Origin of the sequence: Dyadobacter sp. 676, assembly GCF_040448675.1 — a bacterium.
GTDB lineage: Bacteria > Bacteroidota > Bacteroidia > Cytophagales > Spirosomataceae > Dyadobacter.
This window is the reverse complement of sequence record NZ_CP159289.1, coordinates 1,926,202-1,946,524: the sequence shown is the minus strand read 5'-3', so window position 1 is coordinate 1,946,524 and position 20,323 is coordinate 1,926,202. Positions and strand designations below refer to the sequence as shown.

Sequence of the window (20,323 nt, the reverse complement as noted above, 5' to 3'; positions counted from 1 at the left end):
TATGTTGCTAACGCGACTTGGCGCAACGGGCAGTCAAGTGCCGTTAGGCACATAATATTGGTAGAATCCGTCGTGAACCCGTAGATCAGAATCCCGTAGGGATGTAACATCGCGCTTATCCAAAGCGAATTTCACAACTCCAACTCCCGCAAATACATCTGGATCGTATTCTCCAATCCTATATATAATGCGTCGCAGATCAATGCGTGGCCGATGGACACTTCGTCGAGCCAGGGAATGCTTTGTTTGAGGAAATGCAGGTTATCGAGGCTGAGATCGTGGCCGGCATTTAATCCCAAACCGATTTCCCGCGCCTTTTCAGCGGCTTTGATAAAAGGTAGCACCGCTTTCTGACGGTTTTCGAAATAGCCTGCGGCGTAAGGCTCGGTGTAGAGTTCCACACGGTCGGCACCGCAGATTTTGGCACCTTCCACCATTTCTTCGTCGGCATCCACGAAAACCGAAACGCGTATTCCGGCGGATTTGAATGTACCGACGAGGTCGGTCAACACGGACCCGTGGGTGATCGTGTCCCAGCCGGCATTCGAGGTAATGGCGCCCAACGCGTCCGGTACGAGCGTAACCTGGTCGGGCTTGTTGGCCAGTACCAGCTCTACGAATTTTTTTTCCGACGGATTGCCTTCGATATTAAACTCCGTGGTTACGAGTTCGCGGAGATCGTACACATCCTGGTAACGGATATGCCGCTCATCGGGTCGCGGATGTACGGTAATACCCTGTGCACCAAACCGCTCGCAGTCCAGCGCTACCTTCAATACATTGGGATTGTCACCGCCACGGGAATTGCGAAGGGTGGCGATCTTGTTGATGTTGACGCTTAGACGGGTCATGATGCTTTAATGATTGAATGACTGAATGAGTGAATGACTGAATGGGGCTTGGCTAATGAGCCGCCGTGGAACGGGGAATGAGTGAATTTTGAATGATTGAATGATTGAATGATTGAATGATTGAATAGGGCGGTAATAAAACCGAGTTTTCAAGTGAATCACTAACTTTGCCGGTCCGTTACAAATTTAGCATTTGAGTACTTAAAAACACTTTTGAAGCTAATTTTTGGTCAAAATCAATATTACAAACAAAAAATGACCGAATGACAATGCCTGACTAATACTGACAATATTCACACATTCAAAATTCAATCATCGCTCCGGCGACCCGGTCACTCATTCAATCATTCAGTCATTCAATCATTCAATCATTAAACTACCATGTCACTAAAATCCCAAGTAGAAGGCGGTATCAAGGACGCGATGCGGGCCAAAGATCAGGATACATTACGTGCGTTGCGCGCGATCAAATCGCTGATTTTGTTGGAAGAAACCAAAGGAGGCGGAAGCGGTGAGCTTTCGGCCGACGACGAATTGAAACTTCTGACCAAAGCTGCCAAACAGCGCCGCGAGTCGGCAGATATTTACAAGGCACAGGGCCGTACCGATCTTTTGGAGAAGGAAGAAGCCGAGCTGGCGGTGATCGAGCAGTTCTTGCCGAAACAATTGAGCGAGGACGAAGTAAAGGCCAAATTGCAGGAAATTATCGCCCGTGTAGGCGCTGCCGGGCCTTCGGATATGGGCAAGGTAATGGGCGTTGCCACGAAGGAACTTGCCGGACAAGCCGAAGGACGCGTCATTTCCACGCTGGTTAAGTCGTTGCTCGCATGAAATTACTGGATGTCCTCATCCTTCTTCCCCTGTTATGGGGCGCATTACATGGTTACCGCAAAGGCCTGCTGATCGAGATCATCGGGATTCTGGGCATGGTGGTAGCCATGGTTTTGGGTTTCAAATTTCTGGGCTTGGGGATGGAGATCCTCACACCGTATTTCAGTGAGGGCGTCGCGCGGAAGATCCTGCCTTATGTGGGTTTTTCGGCGATTTTCTTTCCTACTATTTTTCTTCTGAACCAATTCGGCTACACCATCCGTCGGTCGTTGCGGTACTCTATCCTGGGTACTTTCGACAGTTTTGCCGGCGCTATGGTGGGCGTTTTTACGTGGGTTTTCGGTATCAGCGTGTTTTTCTGGCTGGTGGATGCGATCGGCGTGAAAATTCCCGCGCACCGCACGGCTGATACATATTTGTACCCGCTCGTAGTGCCCGTCGCGCCTACGGTAATCACCAAAGGATTGTCGCTCATGCCCAAAGGCACCGACATTATCCGCGAATGGAAACGCGATTATCTCGACGATTGAACTTTCGAATTTCGCTCCGGGTTAAGCATTCGTTATTGACTTTCAGTACCTTTGCAGAAAATTATAGTTGAATGCCCTGTGTGTTTGACAGATTATAGAGAAAATGACCACGATACAGCAAAAGCAGGACATCCGTAAAATGAATGTCGACCAGATCAAAACCTGGATGACCGAACACGGAGAGAAGGCTTTCAGGGCAAAACAGATATATGAATGGATCTGGAAAAAATCGGCCCATTCATTCGACGAAATGACCAATCTCTCGCTCGCTACGCGTCAGCTGATGAACGAGCATTTCGTGATCCACTCGCTCGACGTTGCCAAAAAACAGCACAGCAACGACGGCACGATCAAATCCGCATTCAAACTTTTTGACGGTAACCTCGTGGAAGGCGTGCTTATTCCCGCCGCCGACCGCATGACCGCCTGCGTGAGCAGTCAGGTAGGATGCTCGCTCACCTGCAAGTTCTGCGCCACCGGTTATATGGACCGCAAGCGGAACCTCGAAGCCGGGGAAATATACGACCAGGTGGTAGCCATCGCCCGCCAGGCCGAAAGCACTTTCAATGCGCCTTTAACCAACATTGTTTACATGGGAATGGGCGAGCCGCTGCTGAACTATGCCAATGTGCTTCAATCCATCGAATACATCACTTCGCCCGAAGGCCTCAATATGTCGCCGAAACGCATTACCGTTTCCACGGCGGGTATTGCCAAGATGATCAAGAAGCTGGCCGACGACGAGGTGCGGTTCAGGCTGGCATTGTCGCTGCACGCCGCCAACGACGAAAAGCGCAATCAGATCATGCCGATCAACGAGTCGAACTCGCTCGATAACCTGGCCGAGGCATTGAACTATTTCCATAAGAAGACCGGCAACCGCATTACTTTCGAATACATTGTTTTCAATAATTTCAACGACACTTTGCAGGATGCGAAAGAACTTTGGGAGTTTACCAAGCGCGTTCCCGCCCGTGTGAATATCATTGAATACAACCCGATCGCGGAGGCTAATTTCAGAAATACGGAAGCCGACCGGTTGGATAAATTTGCCGCTTTTCTGGAAGACAGAGGCGTTTCGGTGCATGTTAGGAGGAGCAGGGGCAAGGATATTGATGCCGCTTGCGGGCAGTTGGCCAACAAAGAAACAACCTAAGATTAACCCGACTTAACAATTTCTTAACATTGGGTAGGTCGTTTATAAGTAGTTTTGCGTCAATAATTCAACCTATCAACTTCTTTTATGTTTGGTCTTGAAACCGACATTTTCCTCCTCCTCGCTTTTAGTATTTTAGCGGCATGTGCATTCGAATTTGTTAATGGTTTCCACGATACCGCCAACGCGGTGGCGACGGTTATTTACACCAATTCCCTGAAACCGAATGTAGCGGTAGTATGGTCGGGTTTCATGAACTTTTGCGGCGTGTTCTTCGGAGGGATCGCGGTGGCGATGGGGATTGTAAACCTGCTTCCCGTAGAGCTGCTGATCGATCAGAACGTCTACCATAGTGCGGCGATGGTGTTTGCATTGCTTTTCAGTGCCATTATCTGGAACCTGGGAACGTGGTACTTCGGCCTGCCGAGTTCGAGCTCCCACACGCTCATCGGATCGATCTTGGGCGTTGGTCTTGCATTTACATTGATGCCTGAGAATACGCAAGGTACCGGAGTGAACTGGACGAAAGCTCAGGAACTTTTCATGTCGTTGCTCACGTCGCCGATCTTCGGTTTTGCGCTCGCGATCATTATCATGTTCATATTAAGAAGGTCGTTGTCCAAGCCGCTTCGCGAGGTCGTTTTCAGCGAGCCCAAGAAGAACGAAGCACCGCCGATCTGGATCCGGGGGATTCTGATCCTGACCTGTACGTTGGTGAGCTTTTTTCACGGCTCCAACGATGGCCAGAAAGGGGTCGGGCTGGTGATGCTGATCCTGATCGGTATCGTTCCTGCGCATTTTGCATTGGATAATTCCAAAGATCCTATTGAAATGAAAGCCGACCTGGCAGGCATCGAACAGGCGGTTAACCGCATCGATTCGACGCGGCTGTCGATCTCGGACCGCCAGCATTTGAGTACAGTTAAATCCGAGCTGACGCATTTGCAGGCGCAGATAAGCCACCCGCTGCCCGAGCACCGTTTTCCAAAAGAGGAACGTATGGAAGCGCGTCGCTCCCTGTTGCTCGTGAGCCGCAATATCAAAACAATTCTCGACAATGGTCAGGCTAACCTGAATGCGGCGGATCTCGCATTTTTGAAGAAGCAATCCGGCAGCGAACACGGTATCAGAAGGTACACCGATTACGCTCCCGACTGGGTGATCCTCATGATCTCGCTTTCCCTGGGCCTCGGAACAATGGTAGGTTGGAAGCGGATTGTGGTCACGATCGGAGAGAAGATCGGTAAGCAGCATCTGACTTACGCGCAAGGTGCTTCGGCGGAGCTTGTAGCGGCGAGTACGATCGGGGTTTCGTCCTATATGGGGCTTCCGGTAAGTACAACGCACGTGCTTTCGTCCGGTATCGCGGGTTCAATGGTAGCTAGCAAAGGGGTTAAAAACCTCCAAGGTGGTACGATCCGTAACATTGTGATTGCGTGGGTGTTGACGCTTCCGGTGAGCATGTTGCTGTCGGGAACACTGTACGCATTCTTCCGCTGGATTTTCTAAGATATTACATTCATAGGACATAAAAAGCCGTCGGGACCGTTCCCGACGGCTTTTGTTTTAGCGCGGCTGCCGCACTTTCTTTGCTTTTCATTGGTTTAATATCGTAAATTCGGCATGGATTTTAGTATTTAATAAAAGCCAATTATTCACCATAATGACTACAATTGAAGCGCAGGTTAACCGCTACGGCTATGTGACGGAGGCGATCACGGAGGAAATCGATCTGGTGGCGGAGATCAATCGACTCAAAAAAGAAAAGAATGCGGTAATTCTCGCGCATTATTATGTGGATGCTGAAATCCAGGACCTGGCCGATTACATTGGCGACAGTCTGGGCCTCTCGCAGCAAGCCGCGGCAACCGATGCGGACATGATCGTTTTTTGCGGCGTGCACTTCATGGGCGAAACGGCCAAGATCCTCAGTCCGAATAAAAAGGTAGTGATCCCCGACCTCAATGCAGGCTGCTCGCTGGCGGATTCTGCACCGGCCGACAAGTTTGCCGCATTCAAAGCGCAATATCCGGATCATATCGTGATCAGCTACATCAACTGCTCCGCGGAGATCAAAGCGCTCACCGATATCGTTTGTACTTCTTCGAATGCATTGCAGATCGTGGAAAGCCTGCCAAAAGATCAGAAGATCATTTTTGCACCGGATGCGAACCTGGGCCGTTATGTAGCCCACAAAACCGGTCGCGATATGGTGCTTTGGGATGGGGCCTGTATTGTACACATTGATATTTCAAGAGAAAAACTCGCGCAGCTCCGCGCCGAAAACCCGGATGCATTGCTGATAGCCCATCCGGAATGCAAGGAAGATATTCTGACACAGGCGGATTTCGTAAGCTCTACGACGGGCCTTCTGAAATTCGTGAAGGAATCGAGCCACGACAAGTTTATTGTTGCTACCGAGGCAGGTATTTTGCATAAAATGAAGCAATCGGTGCCTGAGAAGAAGCTGATTCCGGCTCCCGGCTCCGATAACAACACCTGCGCCTGCTCCGAATGCCCTTATATGAAAATGAATACCCTCGAAAAGGTTTACAATGCGCTCCTGTACGAGCAGCCGGAAATCTTCGTTCCCGAGGATATCCGCCTGAAAGCTTATGATTCCGTAGCACGCATGCTGGAACTGAGCAAAGGCATCTGACACCCGATATAAAAACCCTATTCCTGAAATTATGCCCCAATTTGATTTTCTGATTATCGGTTCGGGAATCGCCGGACTTAGCTATGCAGCCAAATTAGCCCGCCATTTCGATGAACTGAAACAGGAAGTGTCCATCGCCGTGATCACCAAGGTCCAGGCGGATGAAACCAACACCAAGTATGCCCAGGGCGGCATTGCGGTCGTTTGGGCGGAATCCGATTCGTTCGAAAAGCATATTCAGGACACGATGGACGCAGGAGATGAAGTCAATAAAAGGAATATCGTTGAAATCGTGGTGCGGGAAGCGCCGGAACGCATTCAGGAGCTAATCGACTACGGAACGCGTTTCGACAAGGAAAAGGGAGGTGAATATGATTTGGCAAAGGAAGGAGGGCATTCCGACCACCGCATTCTGCATTTTAAAGACATTACCGGGGCGGAAATCGAGCGGGCATTGCTCGAAGAGGTCAACCGGCATAAGAGCATCCAGATTTTCACGCATTACTATGCAGTGGAGCTGATCACCCAGCACCATTTAGGCGAAACCGTCTATCGTTACCGGGAAGATATCAAATGCTTCGGTGCGTATGTTTTGAACCGTCAGACCGGCGAAGTCGAGAAGTTTCTGGCGAAAACTACCATGCTGGCTACCGGCGGTATCGGCAACATCTACCAAAGTACGACCAATCCAACCATCGCGACCGGCGACGGCATTGCCATGGCTTACCGCGCCAAAGGCATTTGTGATAACATGGAGTTCATCCAGTTTCACCCCACCAGCTTTTACCAGCCGGGGCAGAAGCCTTCCTTTCTCATTTCCGAAGCCGTGCGTGGGTTTGGAGGTATATTGAAAAGGGCCGACGGGAGTACTTTCATGGAAAACTACGATAGCCGCCTGTCGCTTGCCCCGCGCGATATCGTGGCGCGGGCCATCGACTCCGAGATGAAGAAAAACGGGGTCGACCATGTGTACCTCGACGTCCGGCATTGCGATTACGAAAAATTCGTGGAGCATTTCCCGAATATCACCGAATACTGTCTGCAACAAGGCGTCGATGTGCGGAAAGACATGATCCCCGTCGTGCCTGCACAGCATTACATGTGTGGAGGCGTGCGCGTGAACGAGTGGGGGAAAACCAACATCGAGTTCCTGTACGCGGTAGGGGAGTGCGCCTGCACCGGATTGCATGGCTCCAACCGGCTCGCATCCAACTCGCTATTGGAAGCGGTTGTTTTCGGGCATCGGGCATATGAGAGCACGATCGCCAATTTTGAAAATGCGGTGGTTCCCCAAAATATCCCCGAATGGGACGATTCGGGCACGACGCACCCCGAGGAGCAAGTGCTTGTGACCGAAATGACCCGGGAATTGAACAGCATTATGTCCAACTATGTGGGCATTGTGCGCACCGACCGCCGTTTGAAACGCGCCTACGACCGCCTCGAACTCCTGCATCAGGAGCACGAGCAGCTTTACCGTGAGTCGAAGGTCTCCGTCGCGATATGCGAGCTTCGGAACATGATTTCGGTTTCGTACCTGATCATCAAAATGGCAATGGCCCGACGCGAAAACATCGGGCTGCATTACAATGCGGATCACGTATAAAGTTATTGCTTGCGGTTTTGTGCGAGAACGTTCCGGTTTCGGCGGGTAATGGCCCGCTGCCACACGTTTTCACCTATTTTTTGACCCAGATGCGTCCCTTCCTCGACGCCGTCGCGGTAGTGGATGCCGCCATAAACACGGCTGATCGACGCGTCCCAGTAAGCTTCTTCAAATGACTTGAAGGACTTGGTGCCATGGCCGTATTTTTTTTCGGTCGTATCCGTAAAAGCTACATTATCGCCTAGCAAGTGCGTGAGCACGACGCCACAGGCGGCCGAAATGGAGCTGTGGCCGCTTACATATTCGGGAAACGCGGGGGTTTCGAGGAACGGCCGCCAGTTAGGGTCCCAGTTGTTGTTGATCACGGTTTCAGGGCGGATACGCACGCTTCGGTATTTCTCGTCCCAGCAGGCAATGAAAGAGTCGTAGATTGCCAGCGCGCCAAGGGTATAGGCTTCTACCGACTGCATTAAATCAAGCTTTTTGTCGGAAGCTACCGTTCTTACGATCGCCATCCAGTGACCGGCCGGGGTCATTTTTTTATTGGCAAACATCGCGTGGCCTACCACATTGGTTACAAATGCATTGTCGTCCCAGAAATAGGCGGTTGCCTTTTGCTCCTCGGTCAGATTGTTACCGATGTTGTAAACCTCCATGGCCAGCTGCATGAACTTGCTGTTTTTGGCCAGATCGTATTTCGCAGGCGGCGGACAACGGAATTGCGTCACCGAGTCGAGTGCGAAGGTCCTAACGGTATTCCACATAGGTTCGCAGGCGTCGGCGTAGGCGGGGGGGCGTCGGCACCCAGCTACCGGGTTTATTGGTGACCGTATAGCGGTATCCGCGTATCTCTTTGTAATGATCTTTGGCGGCGTAGGCCATCACATGCTTTGCTACGGTGTCGCCGTATGCTATGGAGCGTTCGTATACGTCGTCCGGGATGCCCATCTCCTGATACTTTTTAAAAAGCCCCTTTTCGTACTCATCCCACATATTTCCGGAAAAGGTGAGCGTGCGGCCTACGACAGTGAACGCCCTGATGCCCGCGAGCGGAAAGCAATAGGCAAGCGAAGTATCCGGCTTAGGCGGCTCCTGGAATTTAATAAGCTGGTTCCCAAGTGACTGGTATTCGGGATAGCCGGGCGCCAGGGCCTCGTAGGCGGCCAGGAACGAATAACCGTAAATTCGGCTGGCGACCGGCGGCTTGAAGATATCGTGAATGATGACGTCGGTCAGATATGTGGCGGTTTCATGGAAAAGTTTCGGGTCTGCCGCTTTTGCGTTGTACTCGTCCGGCGACGACTCTTTTTTGCACCCGAAAACAAAAGAAACGAACAGCAGGGAGAGTAAACGGAACTTCATTCGATGTCAAAGGGAATTTGTAACTAAAATGCTCTACGAATATAGCAAGAAATAGGAATCGGATGATAAAAATGTACAAAAGAATGATTTATTGTAACTTATATATCACTAAATCATAAAAAATGTTCGATTGATGCCATTATTTATTGTTATTTTTTAAGAATGCATATTCATTAACCGGGAAACCTTTTTTTTGTAAAAAAATTAATATCTTTTTGTACAATCAAACGGGTATATAACATCTAATGGTACTTCTTCTGGAATCAACAGGAGTATCCATATAAGATTGTGTATGATATACACTGTTTGATATCCTGAACTCTGATCGATGAAAGTACTCACCCTAACTACTAAAATTACACTATGTAAAGAATTCTCCTAGCTACACTTTTATCAATCCGCCGCGGCAGATTTCGGAATGGAAATCAATGTATGCCTCTACGTTCCGTGCTTATACGGTTAAGCAAACATTTTACTACAATTATTTAATCTAACTATTAATCTATGAGATTTTCTACTGGATGGACGCCTCGTGCTGTATCACGAAGTGTTTTTTCTCTTTGTCTCGCACTGATGACCGTGATGGGTGCATTCGCCCAGAACAGCATCAAGGGTAAGATCAAGGACGAACAGGGACAACCACTGCCCGGGGTAAGCGTTGTCGTGAAGGGAACAACCGCAGGTACGGTTACCGATAATGAGGGACTTTATACAGTTAACGCTGAAAAAAATGGCACACTGGTCTTCTCGTTTATAGGATACCTGACGCAGGAAGTTCCGGTAGCAGGAAAAAGCATCATCGATGTAATCCTGATCGCCGATACAAAAGCCCTGGAAGAGGTTGTCGTGGTAGGTTACGGTACCGCAAAAAAGGCAACGCTCACGGGTTCGGTAACGGCGGTTAAAGGTACCGAGCTTCCAGAAGGCACCTGCTGCCAACTTATCCAACACGCTGGGTGGACGTTTGCCGGGTATTTCGGCCGTACAATCCAGTGGTGAGCCCGGTTATGACGGCTCGGCGATCCGTATCCGCGGTACCAACTCGCTCGGTAACAGCAATGCGCTGATCGTTGTGGACGGTGTCCCTAACCGTTCCGGTGGTCTGGACCGCATCAACCCGGCCGACATCGAGAGTATTTCGGTCCTGAAAGACGCTGCTGCGGCGATCTACGGTTCGCGTGCAGGTAACGGGGTTATCCTGATCACCACCAAGCGCGGTAAGTCAGGCAAGCCGCAAATTTCCTACGATATGAACCTGGGTGTTTCGCAGCCCACCCGTACCCCCGAAATGTCAAATGCTGCCGAATATGCTACGATCCGTAACGAATTGCAGATTTACGACAACCTGCCCGTAGGGGAATGGCAAGGCGCATTGCAGGGCTTCAATACGACTGGTTCTTACAAGAGGCTCGACAACGGAAATACGATCAATGCGGTGTTCAATCCGGACGATATGCAGAAATTCCGCGACGGTTCGGACCCATACCTGCACCCGAATACCGACTGGTACGGTTCCGTGATCCGCAAATGGGCACCTCAGCAACGCCACAACATTCAGCTGACGGGCGGCAGCGAGAATATTAAATACCTGGCTTCCATCGGTCACATCAATCAGGATGGTTATTATGTAAATTCGGCAACGGGTTACAAGCAGTACGACATGCGTGTGAACCTCGATACCAAAATCAACAAATATATCACCGCAAATCTGGGTGTTACGCTGCGTGAAGAATTCCGTCATTTCCCAAGCGGTGGCAACAGCGCCGGAGCGATCTTCCGGATGCTGATGCGCGGTAAGCCTACCGAAATCGCCATCTGGCCCGACGGGCGTCCCGGTCCGGATATCGAAAACGGTCAGAACCCGGCGGTAATCACCACGAATACAACGGGCTATAATAACGACAGAAGAGATTATATCCAGACTAACGGTGGTTTGGAAATCCAGATACCAGGTGTGCCGGGCCTGAAAGTGAACACCATGGCTGCCATTGACAAGCAAATGCGCCGGGTGAAAAACTTCGAAACGCCATGGACGCTGTATTTCTGGGATAAAAAAACTTATGAAGCCGATGGTAAAACGCCATTCCTGACAGGAACTGTACGCTCTACCTTCAAAGACCCGCGCCTGACCGAAACTTCCGCACAGGAATTGTCGATCCAGCTGACGGGCCAGGCATCTTACGAAAAATCGATCGACGGCCACAATTTCAATTTAATGGCCGGTATTCAGCGCGAGAAAGTGGATGCGGACGGTTTTTTTGCATTCCGCCGTTACTATATCTCGCCTGTTGTAGACCAGCTCTTCGCCGGAGGTACGCCTGAACAGAACATTGGCAACTCGGGTTCGATCTCGTTGAATGGACAAACAATCAACAATACCGACCTTTATAAGAGAGCACGTTTGAGTTACTATGGTCGTGCAGGGTACAACTTTAAGGAAAAATACCTCGCTGAATTTCTTTGGCGCGTTGATGGTTCTTATGTATTTCCTAAGGACGGACGTTTCGGGTTCTTTCCTGGGATATCTGCCGGATGGCGTATTTCGGAAGAAGGTTTCTGGAAAAACAGCATTTCGCGCTACGTGAACAACGTGAAACTGCGTGCTTCCTGGGGACAAATGGGTGCCGAACCTTACTTCCTCGGAACAGAAACCCTGGCCGAGTACCAATATTTGTCGACAATGGGCTTCGGAACCTACATTATCAATGACCAGGTGGCCAAGACATTGCTCGAAACACGTGTGGCGAACCCTACCTTCACCTGGGAAGTTGCCAACAACTCCAACTTCGGTATCGAAGGAACGTTGTTCAACGACAAGCTGGCATTCGAATTCGACTATTTCGTAAACAACCGTTCGAAAATCCTGATCCCGAAAGCTGGTTCTACGCCATCGTCGGCGGGTATCGACGGCAAGCTTCCGCCTCAAAACCTGGGTAAACTCCAGAACAAGGGATGGGAGTTTAAGGTGAGCTACGACGGCAATGCGGGCGATTTCACGTACTCTGTCAGTGTGAATGGAGGTTATGCCAAAAACAAAATCAAATACTGGGATGAAACCCCTGGTGCTCCTTCTTATCAGCGCTCGACAGGCATGCCTTACGGCTCGTTCCTCGTGTACCAGTTCGATGGTGCGTTCAGAAGTCAGGAGGAGATCGACGCCAATAAAATCGACTACGGCCCGATCACAGGTAACCTTCGCCCGGGCGACATGAAGTTCAAGGATGTGAATGGCGACGGCAAAATCAGCGCCGACGACCGTATCCGTTCCGAAAAAGTACAACGTCCATGGTTCACGGGCGGTGCCTCGATTAACCTCGGCTACAAACAGTTCGACCTGTCGATGCTGTTCCAGGGAACATTGGGAGGTTTGCAGATCGTGGGGCTGACGGAATCGGGTGACATCGGTAACTACCTGAAATACGATTTCGACCACCGCTGGACGATCGACAATCCAACCGACAAATACCCGCGCCTGACCAACCGTAGCAACCGTTACTACACCAATACAAACCAGGCGGGTATTAACAACTACTTCCTGAAAAGCAACAATTATCTGCGCTTGAAGAACATAGAGATAGGTTACAATCTGCCGGCGGAAATCGGTTCAAAAATCGGTTTGAGCAATCTGAGAATTTATCTGAACGGATTGAACCTCCTGACTTTCGACAAGATCAAGGTTTGGGACCCCGAAGCTACTACCAACAGCGGTCAGTATTATCCACAATCAAGAGTTGTCAGCGCAGGTGTACGTTTAGCATTTTAACGAATAAGAAACATGAAATTGAGATATAAAAGTCTATTGCTAATTGCATTGCTGGCCGGGGGGCTTTCTTCATGCGATACGGATTTTCTGGATGTAACGCCGCCGACGGAAATCCCGAGCGAAGAAGCCTGGAAGGACGGCGCTTTGGCCGAAGGGTTTGTGACGGGCATTTACGCAGGCCTTCAACAGGGCGGTTTCAGCGAGCAGATGCTCGCTTCGCTCACGGACGAGGCCGTATTTACCCACACAGGCCGTAACATCAATACCGTAAACGAAGGCAGTTTGAGCCCTTCGAACCTCGGATGGGTGGATGCGACCTATGGATGGAGCCAGATGTACCAATACATCCGTGCCGCCAACATCGCCCTGGCCAACCTGCCAACGGCGACATTCGCCGATGAAACCTTGAAAGCGCGCCTCAAAGGCGAGGCATATTTTATGCGCGCTTACTACTATCAGCAGTTGGTACGCTATTACGGCAGTGTTCCCATCATCAAAAAAGTATACGCGCTGAACGAAGACTACTCCGTTCCCCGTAGTACCTGGGACGAATGTGTGAAACAAATCGTCAGCGATGCCGATAGCGCAGCCTTGTTGCTGGACGGTAAAAACCCGGCCAAAGGACGTGCTACCAAAGCCGCAGCATTGGCGCTGAAGTCGCGGGTGCTGTTGTATGCAGCGAGCGATTTGCACGATATGCCTACCGCAAAAGCGAAATCGGCCGTCATCGGGGCATTCCCGAACCCAGAGTTCCTGGGTTACACTTCGGGTGACCGTACCGCACGCTGGCAGGCGGCGCAAGCTGCCGCAAAAGCTGCCATGGACGCTGCCGGTCCGGGTTATAAGCTGAACCTGACTGCCCCGGTGTCTGCCGAGCAAGGAAAGATCAACTACATTTCCATTGCAATGGCCGGCGCCAGTGCCGACAAGACCCTGGACGCTTCCGCGAACGAGATCATTTTCGGTCGCTACTTTACGCCAAGCCAGAACGAGGGTGCACGCCAGACGGGCCTGAACAACGGTCCTAACGGCTACCACAACTGGGCAGGCAACACGCCTATCGGAACGCTGGTGGATGACTATGAAATGATGGACGGAACGCCGTTCTCCTGGACTAACCCGACACACAAGGCAAACCCTTACGTGAACCGCGATCCGCGTTTCTACGCAACGGTCATGTACGACGGCGCTCCCTGGAAACCACGCCCGTCCGACGCGAAAGACCCTGCCAACCAGATCCAGACCGGTTCTTACGACCTTTTGGATGAAAAAGGCACATTGTTCAACCGCAAAGGTCTCGATACCCGCAGCAGCACCATCGAGGACTGGAACGGAAGCCGCACCGGTTATTACATGCGCAAGTTCATCGATCCGAACCCTGCATTGTATGATAACACCGACCGCCAGAATATCCCCTGGCCGTTCTTCCGTGTGACGGAGGTCGTGTTCAATTACATCGAGGCGAGCATCGAGCTGGGCCAGGATGCGGTTGCGCTGGAATGGCTGAACAAGATCCGTTTCCGTGCCGGTATGCCTGCCTTGAAAGTGTCGGGAGCCGCTTTGAGAGAAGCCTACCGTCATGAAAAACGGATTGAAATGGCTTACGAAGAGCAGCGTTACCACGATGCCCGCCGCTGGATGATCGCCCCGACGACCCTTGGCCGTCCGCTGCAATACATTACTGTCATTGGCAAGTTCAAGCCGGGCAAGTCGATGAAGGAGCCATATCACTACGATCCGACGATTTATGATTACACCTACACGCCGGTGGAAGAGAAATCGCACGAAAACCGGACGTGGGTGGATAAGATGTACTACCGTCCGTTCAGCCGCGACGAGATGAACCGTAACGCAAAACTGGTTCAAAACCCGGGTTACGATAAATAGTTATATTTTATTGACTAATTTTACAGAAACTATGCCTTGGCTTACAAGGCATAGTTTCTTTTTTATCCTACTAACTCTTCATTCCTGTCATGAAGCAAATATGGTCCCGGAAAACAGGCGGCGTTATCTTGATCGCTGGACTGCTCCTTTCCGGTTGCAACAAATCCTCCGATTCCAAAGAAGACAAGAAAGGCCCCGCCGGACCACCGCTTTTTACGCTACTCGGTCCCGAACAGACCAAAATCGATTTCGCCAATACATTGACGGAAGGCCTGAATACCAACGTATTGATGTACGAATACTTTTACAACGGCGGCGGTGTTGCCGTGGGTGACCTGAATGGCGACGGGCTGGATGACATTTATTTCACCGGTAACATGGTGCCCAACAAGTTATATCTGAACAAAGGCAACATGGTGTTTGAAGACGTTACCGGCATCGCACAGGTAGGTGGCCGTGAGCGACCATGGAAAACGGGCGTTACCATGGCCGATGTGAATGGTGATGGAAAGTTGGATATTTATGTGTGCTATTCGGGAGCCGTTTCGCCGGAAAGTCTTAAAGATCAGTTGTTTGTCAATAAAGGCAACAACGCACAGGGAATACCGCAGTTCGAAGAGGTAGCCGAGCAATATGGCCTGGGAACGCCCAGCAACAGCACACAGGCAGCGTTTTTCGATTTCGACAAGGACGGCGACCTCGATATGTTTCTCCTCAACCACAATCCCAAAGCACTTCCTATTCTCGACGAGGCAAGCACGGCGGATATTTTGAGAAAAGAAGATCCCGTAACAGGCGTCAGGTTCTTCCGCAACGATCCGCAAAATGGTACGCCGCATTTTACCGACATTACCGGAAAAGCGGGCATTCATAGCTCGCAACTGACCTATGGCCTGGGCATCGGCATTGCGGATATGAACCAGGACGGCTGGCAGGACATGTACATTTCCAACGACTACTCCGTCCCGGATTTTTTATACGTCAACAACGGAAACGGGACATTTACCGACGTGCTCGATACGAGCATCGGCCATACTTCGCACTCATCGATGGGGAACGACATCGCGGATTTCAATAACGACGGTTTGCCCGACATCTTTACGCTCGATATGTTGCCCGAGGACAATCGCCGCCAGAAGCTGCTTACAGGGCTTGATAACTATGAGTTATTCGATTTCAATGTCAAAATGGGCTTTCATCATCAGTATATGCGCAATATGCTGCAATTGAACGAAGGCCTGGGAAAAGGGAAAAAAAGCCGCTTTTCTCGGAAATAGGCCAGCTTTCCGGCGTTTCCAACACCGACTGGAGCTGGGCGGCACTTTTTGCGGATTACGATAACGACGGCTGGAAAGACCTTTTCATCACCAACGGGAACCTGCGCGATTTTACCAACATGGATTTTGTGAAGTTCATGGGCGATCATTTGAAACGTATAGAAGGGCAGGTCAAGCGCGAAGACGTGCTGCAACTGGTGTATCAAATGCCCTCTTCGAATATGAAGAACTATCTTTTTCACAACAAAAAAGACCTGACCTTCGCGAACGTGGCCGATGCCTGGGGCCTGGGTGAGATATCCAACTCGGGCGGTGCAGCCTATGCCGACCTCGACAACGACGGTGATCTGGACCTTGTCGTCAATAATATCAACAAACCCGCATTCATCTATCAAAATAACGGAGACAAGCATTTAAAGAACAATTACCTGAAAGTAAAACTGACCGGAAACGGCCGGAATACACTCGGCTTGGGGGCGAAAGTGACGATTTACCGGAAAGGCCGGCAGCAATACCTCGAGCAGATGCCGACGCGCGGCTACCAGTCGAGTGTGTCGCCGGTGCTCCATTTTGGACTAGGCAAAGAAGGCGGCGTCGATTCGCTGGTCGTGACCTGGCTGAGCGGAAAGCAGGAAAAGGTTATTAGTCCGAAAATAAACACGACACTGGCACTTTCCGAAGCCAATGCGAAGGTTAACGCTAAGACGGAGAAAGTCGTTGAACCACTGTCCAGGCCGGTTGCTTCGCCGATCGCATTCAAAAGTCCGGATGTTAAACTGAACGATTTCAAACGCCAGCCGCTGCTGATTAACCCGATTTCGTTTTCAGGGCCTTGCCTGAGGAAGGGCGATGTGAATGGCGACGGCCTCGACGATGTGTTCATAGGAGGGACATCCGGAGAGAGCGCCAGATTGTACATTCAGCAAAAAGGCGGGGCATTTACGCCGAAACCGGTACCCGCGTTTGAAGCAGACAAACAAAGCGAAGACACAGACGCATTGTTTTTCGACGCGAATGGCGACGGGGCCCAGGACATTTTCGTAGCCAGCGGCGGTTATGCGAACTTCATGCCCGAGGACCCATTGCTGCAGAGCAGGCTATACCTGAACGATGGCAACGGTAATTTTACTAAAAGCGCCGGTGCATTGCCCGCGATGCCCACCAGCACAAGTTGCGTGCGTGCAGCGGATGTCAACGGCGACGGCAAACCCGACCTTTTCGTAGGTGGCCGCGTCATTCCCGGACGCTATCCGGAAACGCCACGCAGCTATATTCTGATCAATGACGGCAAAGGCAGGTTTACCGATCAGACGGCCGCCTTGTCAAAAGAGCTGGAACACATCGGGCTGGTAACCGACGCCGCCTGGACCGACTTGAATGGCGATAAAAAGGCCGATCTGATTGTGGTAGGAGAGTGGATGCCGATCACTGTTTTGATCAATACCAATGGGAAATTCGAAAATAAAACCACGGAGTATTTCGCGAAGCCCTACAATGGCTGGTGGAACAAAATCCTGGTCGATGACCTGAATGGCGATGGAAAAGATGATCTGGTGATCGGCAATATGGGCATCAATACCCAGTGCAAAGCCAGCGACACCGAGCCTGTGGAAATGGTTTACAAGGATTTCGATGACAACGGATCGATAGACCCGATCATGAGCTTTTACATTCAGGGCAAGAGCTACCCGTACGTAACCCGAGACGAAATGCTGGATCAAATGAGCATTATGCGTACCCGTTTTCAGGATTACAAAAGTTACGCGGATCTTACCGTAAAAGAAATTTTCACGAAAGAAGAACTGGAAGGAGCAAAGGAACTGAAAGCGACTTATCTGAAAACAGCCTGTTTTGAAAGGTCTGCGAATGGCAAGTTCGTCGAGAAAGCCCTGCCGCTGCAAGTGCAGGTATCGCCGGTTTTTACCGTTACCTCCCTGGACTACAATGGCGATGGGAAGAAAGACCTGCTGCTTTGTGGTAATATCAGCAAAGCCCGGCTACGCTTCGGCAAATACGACGCCAACTATGGAGTATTACTGCAAGGCAATGGAAAAGGGCAATTTGAATACGTACCTCAGGATAAATCGGGTTTCGGATTGAAAGGCGACGTAAGAAGCGTGTTGCCGCTCGGCCATAAATTGCTATTTGGGATCAATCAACAGGAAATTAAAGCATATCAAATTGGTAAAATTCAATAACCTCCTCCTGGGAATGCTGCTGGCTGTAACGTGGACAGCCTGCAAGAAGGATGAATCAAAAAAAGAGATCGATCCGGCTGTAATAGGCCAGGTAACGTTGCAAATGACCGATGTCATGGTACACGACGTGACGAATCCGCCGCTCGGGGCCCGGTTCTTTTCATATGCCTGCCTGGCCGGATATGAGGTAGTGGCGTTGAACGACAAGCAATATGCCAGTATGAAAGGCATACTGAACGATTTTCCCGAGATCGAAAAGCCGAAAGTGGAAGAATACTCCTACCAGCTGGCTTCCGCGCTGGCCATGCTCGAAACGGCAAAGAAAATGCAGCCGTCCGGGGCCCTTCTTCAAAAATACCAGCAAAGCCTGATCGATTCCTGCAAAAAAAACGGGTTCAGCGATGAAGTAATAGCCGGTTCGCAGGAATATGCCCTGGCAGTCAGCAAACAGATTTTGAAGTATGCCAAAGGCGACCGTTACAACAAGATCAGCAACTTTCCGAGATACGAACCACACGGTGGTCCGGGAACCTGGTATCCGACGCCTCCGGGCTATTTCCCGCCGGTAGAACCCTATTTCAAAACCGTCCGGCCGTTCACTTTGGATTCGGCATCGCAGTTCCGTCCGGCGCCGCCTGTTGCGTTCTCTGAATCGAAAGATTCGGAGTTTTACAAGCTGATGAAACTCAATTATGACGACGATCAAAAAGCGGAGGAGCATCGTGTCATCGCGGCATTCTGGGACTGTAACCCGTTCGCACTGGAAAACAAAGGGCATTTATTGGTGGGGATGAAGAAAATTTCTCCGGGCGCGCACTGGATGGGCATTACCGACATTGCCTGCCGGAAAGCGAAAACCGATTTCTCCAAAACCATGCTGATCAACACCTCGGTGGCGATCGGACTAATGGACGGTTTTATGGCTTGCTGGGATGAAAAATACCGGAGCAACCGCATCCGTCCCGAAACCGCCATTCGCAAGTACATCGATCCGACCTGGAAGCCGTTCCTGCAAACGCCCCCGTTTCCGGAATACCTGAGCGGCCATTCGGTGATATCGACAGCCGCCGCCGTTATTCTTACGCATTATTTCGGGAATAATTTTGCCTATACCGATACGGTGGAAGAGCGCTTCAATCTCAAAGCGCGCTCGTTCGAATCGTTTCTCGCGGCCTCGGAAGAATCCGGAATGTCGCGGTTTTATGGAGGTATTCACTTCATGGACGCGATCGAAAACGGGCAGAAGCAAGGGCGCCAGGTAGGTGAATGGGTGGTGAAAAAGCTTGGGGACAAAGCGATGGCATTAGGGAAGTAGGTCTGGTCGGTCATTCAGCAATGCTTTTGTGAATTTATAACCCGCCTCGAACAACTGATCTGCTTTCCTGAAATCGAAAATGCTGTAACGGCTCAACGCGGGCGGTTCGATGAGCAGGTCGCATTTGGCAATGCGTGCCTTGGTCTTTATGTGCATGGCCAGAATGAGGCTGCGATAGATGACCTCGGTGGTCCGTTTCAACGGTTTATCGAGGTTGAAAGGATTGCAATGGCTGCCGATAATATAATCTGCCTCGCCGAGCACCGGTTCGACGGGCAGATTGTTCAAAACGCCCCCATCGACGAGGTCGTGGCCTTCATGGCGCATCGGACTGAAAAGACCGGGAATGCAGCATGACGCCAGGACCGGTAACGCCAGTTCGCCGGTGCGAAAACGCACCTCTTCGCCCGAGATAATGTCGGTGGCAGTTACTATAAGTGGCGTTTTCAGTGCTTCAAATGTATTTTCAGGGATGAATTTGCAGAAAACATCTTCCATTTTCCGCAAATGCAATAGCCCGCTCGTGCCGATCCCGAACCGCAGATAAGGGTAAAAACTGGTGTCCCTGATCATGTTCAGAATATCGGCCGGCTCATAACCATACGCGAGCAATGCTCCTACGAACGCGCCGGAACTGGTCGCGCTGATCACATCCGGGCGTACGCCGCGCTCCCACAATGCCTGCGCGACGCCCACATGTGCGATCCCGCGCGCACCTCCACCTGAGAGGATTAGTGCTGTTTTCATGGATTTGATAGGATTTTAAGTGCTTCGATCCTTTCGAAATGCCTGACATTTAATGTAACAAGCGACAGGACATGGTGCACGGCTGTGGCGGCGATAAAGATAGCTGCCGTTCCGATTAATTTGCTTTTGGAGTGTTTAACT

General features: G+C 50.8%; 12 protein-coding genes and 2 pseudogenes. 11 read left to right on the top strand and 3 right to left on the bottom strand.

Translation table 11 applies throughout. The features are described from left to right. Positions 1–131: 131 nt before the first annotated feature. Positions 132–851: a pyridoxine 5'-phosphate synthase gene (locus ABV298_RS08800; RefSeq protein WP_353721769.1), complete on the bottom strand. Its 720-nt coding sequence runs from the start codon at positions 849–851 to the stop codon at positions 132–134. 381 nt (positions 852–1,232) lie between these two features. On the opposite strand from ABV298_RS08800, the gene ABV298_RS08795 reads away from it, so the two are divergent. From ABV298_RS08795 to nadB, 6 genes are all read left to right on the top strand, one after another. Continuing rightward, a complete protein-coding gene (locus tag ABV298_RS08795; RefSeq protein WP_353721768.1) occupies positions 1,233–1,682 on the top strand; it encodes a GatB/YqeY domain-containing protein in 450 nt (149 codons plus the stop codon). After that, a complete protein-coding gene (locus tag ABV298_RS08790) occupies positions 1,679–2,212 on the top strand; it encodes a CvpA family protein (RefSeq protein ID WP_353721767.1) in 534 nt (177 codons plus the stop codon). The genes ABV298_RS08795 and ABV298_RS08790 overlap by 4 nt, the downstream gene beginning before the upstream one ends. Positions 2,213–2,315: 103 nt before the next feature. Further along, entirely contained in the window at positions 2,316–3,368 is a 1,053-nt protein-coding gene (gene rlmN / locus ABV298_RS08785; RefSeq protein ID WP_353721766.1) for a 23S rRNA (adenine(2503)-C(2))-methyltransferase RlmN, read from the top strand. Positions 3,369–3,455: 87 nt separating this feature from the next. Next, on the top strand, positions 3,456–4,877 hold the full coding sequence (locus tag ABV298_RS08780) for an inorganic phosphate transporter (RefSeq protein ID WP_353721765.1): 1,422 nt from the start codon (positions 3,456–3,458) through the stop codon (positions 4,875–4,877). A 154-nt stretch (positions 4,878–5,031) separates the two neighbouring features. Next, positions 5,032–6,027 carry a quinolinate synthase NadA gene (nadA, locus tag ABV298_RS08775; protein WP_353721764.1) on the top strand — a complete coding sequence of 332 codons (996 nt, stop codon included), beginning with the start codon at positions 5,032–5,034 and terminating at the stop codon, positions 6,025–6,027. Between the two features lie 31 nt (positions 6,028–6,058). After that, on the top strand, positions 6,059–7,633 hold the full coding sequence (gene nadB / locus ABV298_RS08770) for an L-aspartate oxidase (RefSeq protein ID WP_353721763.1): 1,575 nt from the start codon (positions 6,059–6,061) through the stop codon (positions 7,631–7,633). Between the two features lie 2 nt (positions 7,634–7,635). Here nadB and ABV298_RS08765 read toward each other — a convergent pair. Further along, a pseudogene (locus tag ABV298_RS08765) lies at positions 7,636–8,995 on the bottom strand (vanadium-dependent haloperoxidase). Positions 8,996–9,499: 504 nt separating this feature from the next. Here ABV298_RS08765 and ABV298_RS08760 point away from each other — a divergent pair. The 5 genes and pseudogenes from ABV298_RS08760 to ABV298_RS08740 all read left to right on the top strand — a co-directional run bounded on the left by ABV298_RS08760 (position 9,500) and on the right by ABV298_RS08740 (position 19,435). Then, positions 9,500–9,994: a carboxypeptidase-like regulatory domain-containing protein gene (locus ABV298_RS08760; RefSeq protein WP_353721762.1), complete on the top strand. Its 495-nt coding sequence runs from the start codon at positions 9,500–9,502 to the stop codon at positions 9,992–9,994. Then, the gene (locus ABV298_RS08755; RefSeq protein ID WP_353721761.1) at positions 9,960–12,758 is read left to right on the top strand and encodes a TonB-dependent receptor; all 2,799 of its coding nucleotides are present in this window, start codon (positions 9,960–9,962) and stop codon (positions 12,756–12,758) included. Before ABV298_RS08760 ends, ABV298_RS08755 begins: the two co-directional genes overlap by 35 nt. Before the next feature lie 12 nt (positions 12,759–12,770). Next, on the top strand, positions 12,771–14,645 hold the full coding sequence (locus tag ABV298_RS08750) for a RagB/SusD family nutrient uptake outer membrane protein (RefSeq protein WP_353721760.1): 1,875 nt from the start codon (positions 12,771–12,773) through the stop codon (positions 14,643–14,645). An 89-nt stretch (positions 14,646–14,734) separates the two neighbouring features. Continuing rightward, positions 14,735–18,120: pseudogene (locus tag ABV298_RS08745) on the top strand (VCBS repeat-containing protein). Then, a complete protein-coding gene (locus tag ABV298_RS08740; protein ID WP_353721759.1) occupies positions 18,104–19,435 on the top strand; it encodes a vanadium-dependent haloperoxidase in 1,332 nt (443 codons plus the stop codon). The pseudogene ABV298_RS08745 and the gene ABV298_RS08740 overlap by 17 nt, the downstream one beginning before the upstream one ends. Here ABV298_RS08740 and ABV298_RS08735 read toward each other — a convergent pair. Then, complete coding sequence (locus tag ABV298_RS08735) at positions 19,424–20,182, bottom strand: patatin-like phospholipase family protein (protein ID WP_353721758.1); 759 nt, start codon at positions 20,180–20,182, stop codon at positions 19,424–19,426. The two genes, ABV298_RS08740 and ABV298_RS08735, sit on opposite strands and share 12 nt — an antisense overlap. Positions 20,183–20,323: the final 141 nt, after the last annotated feature.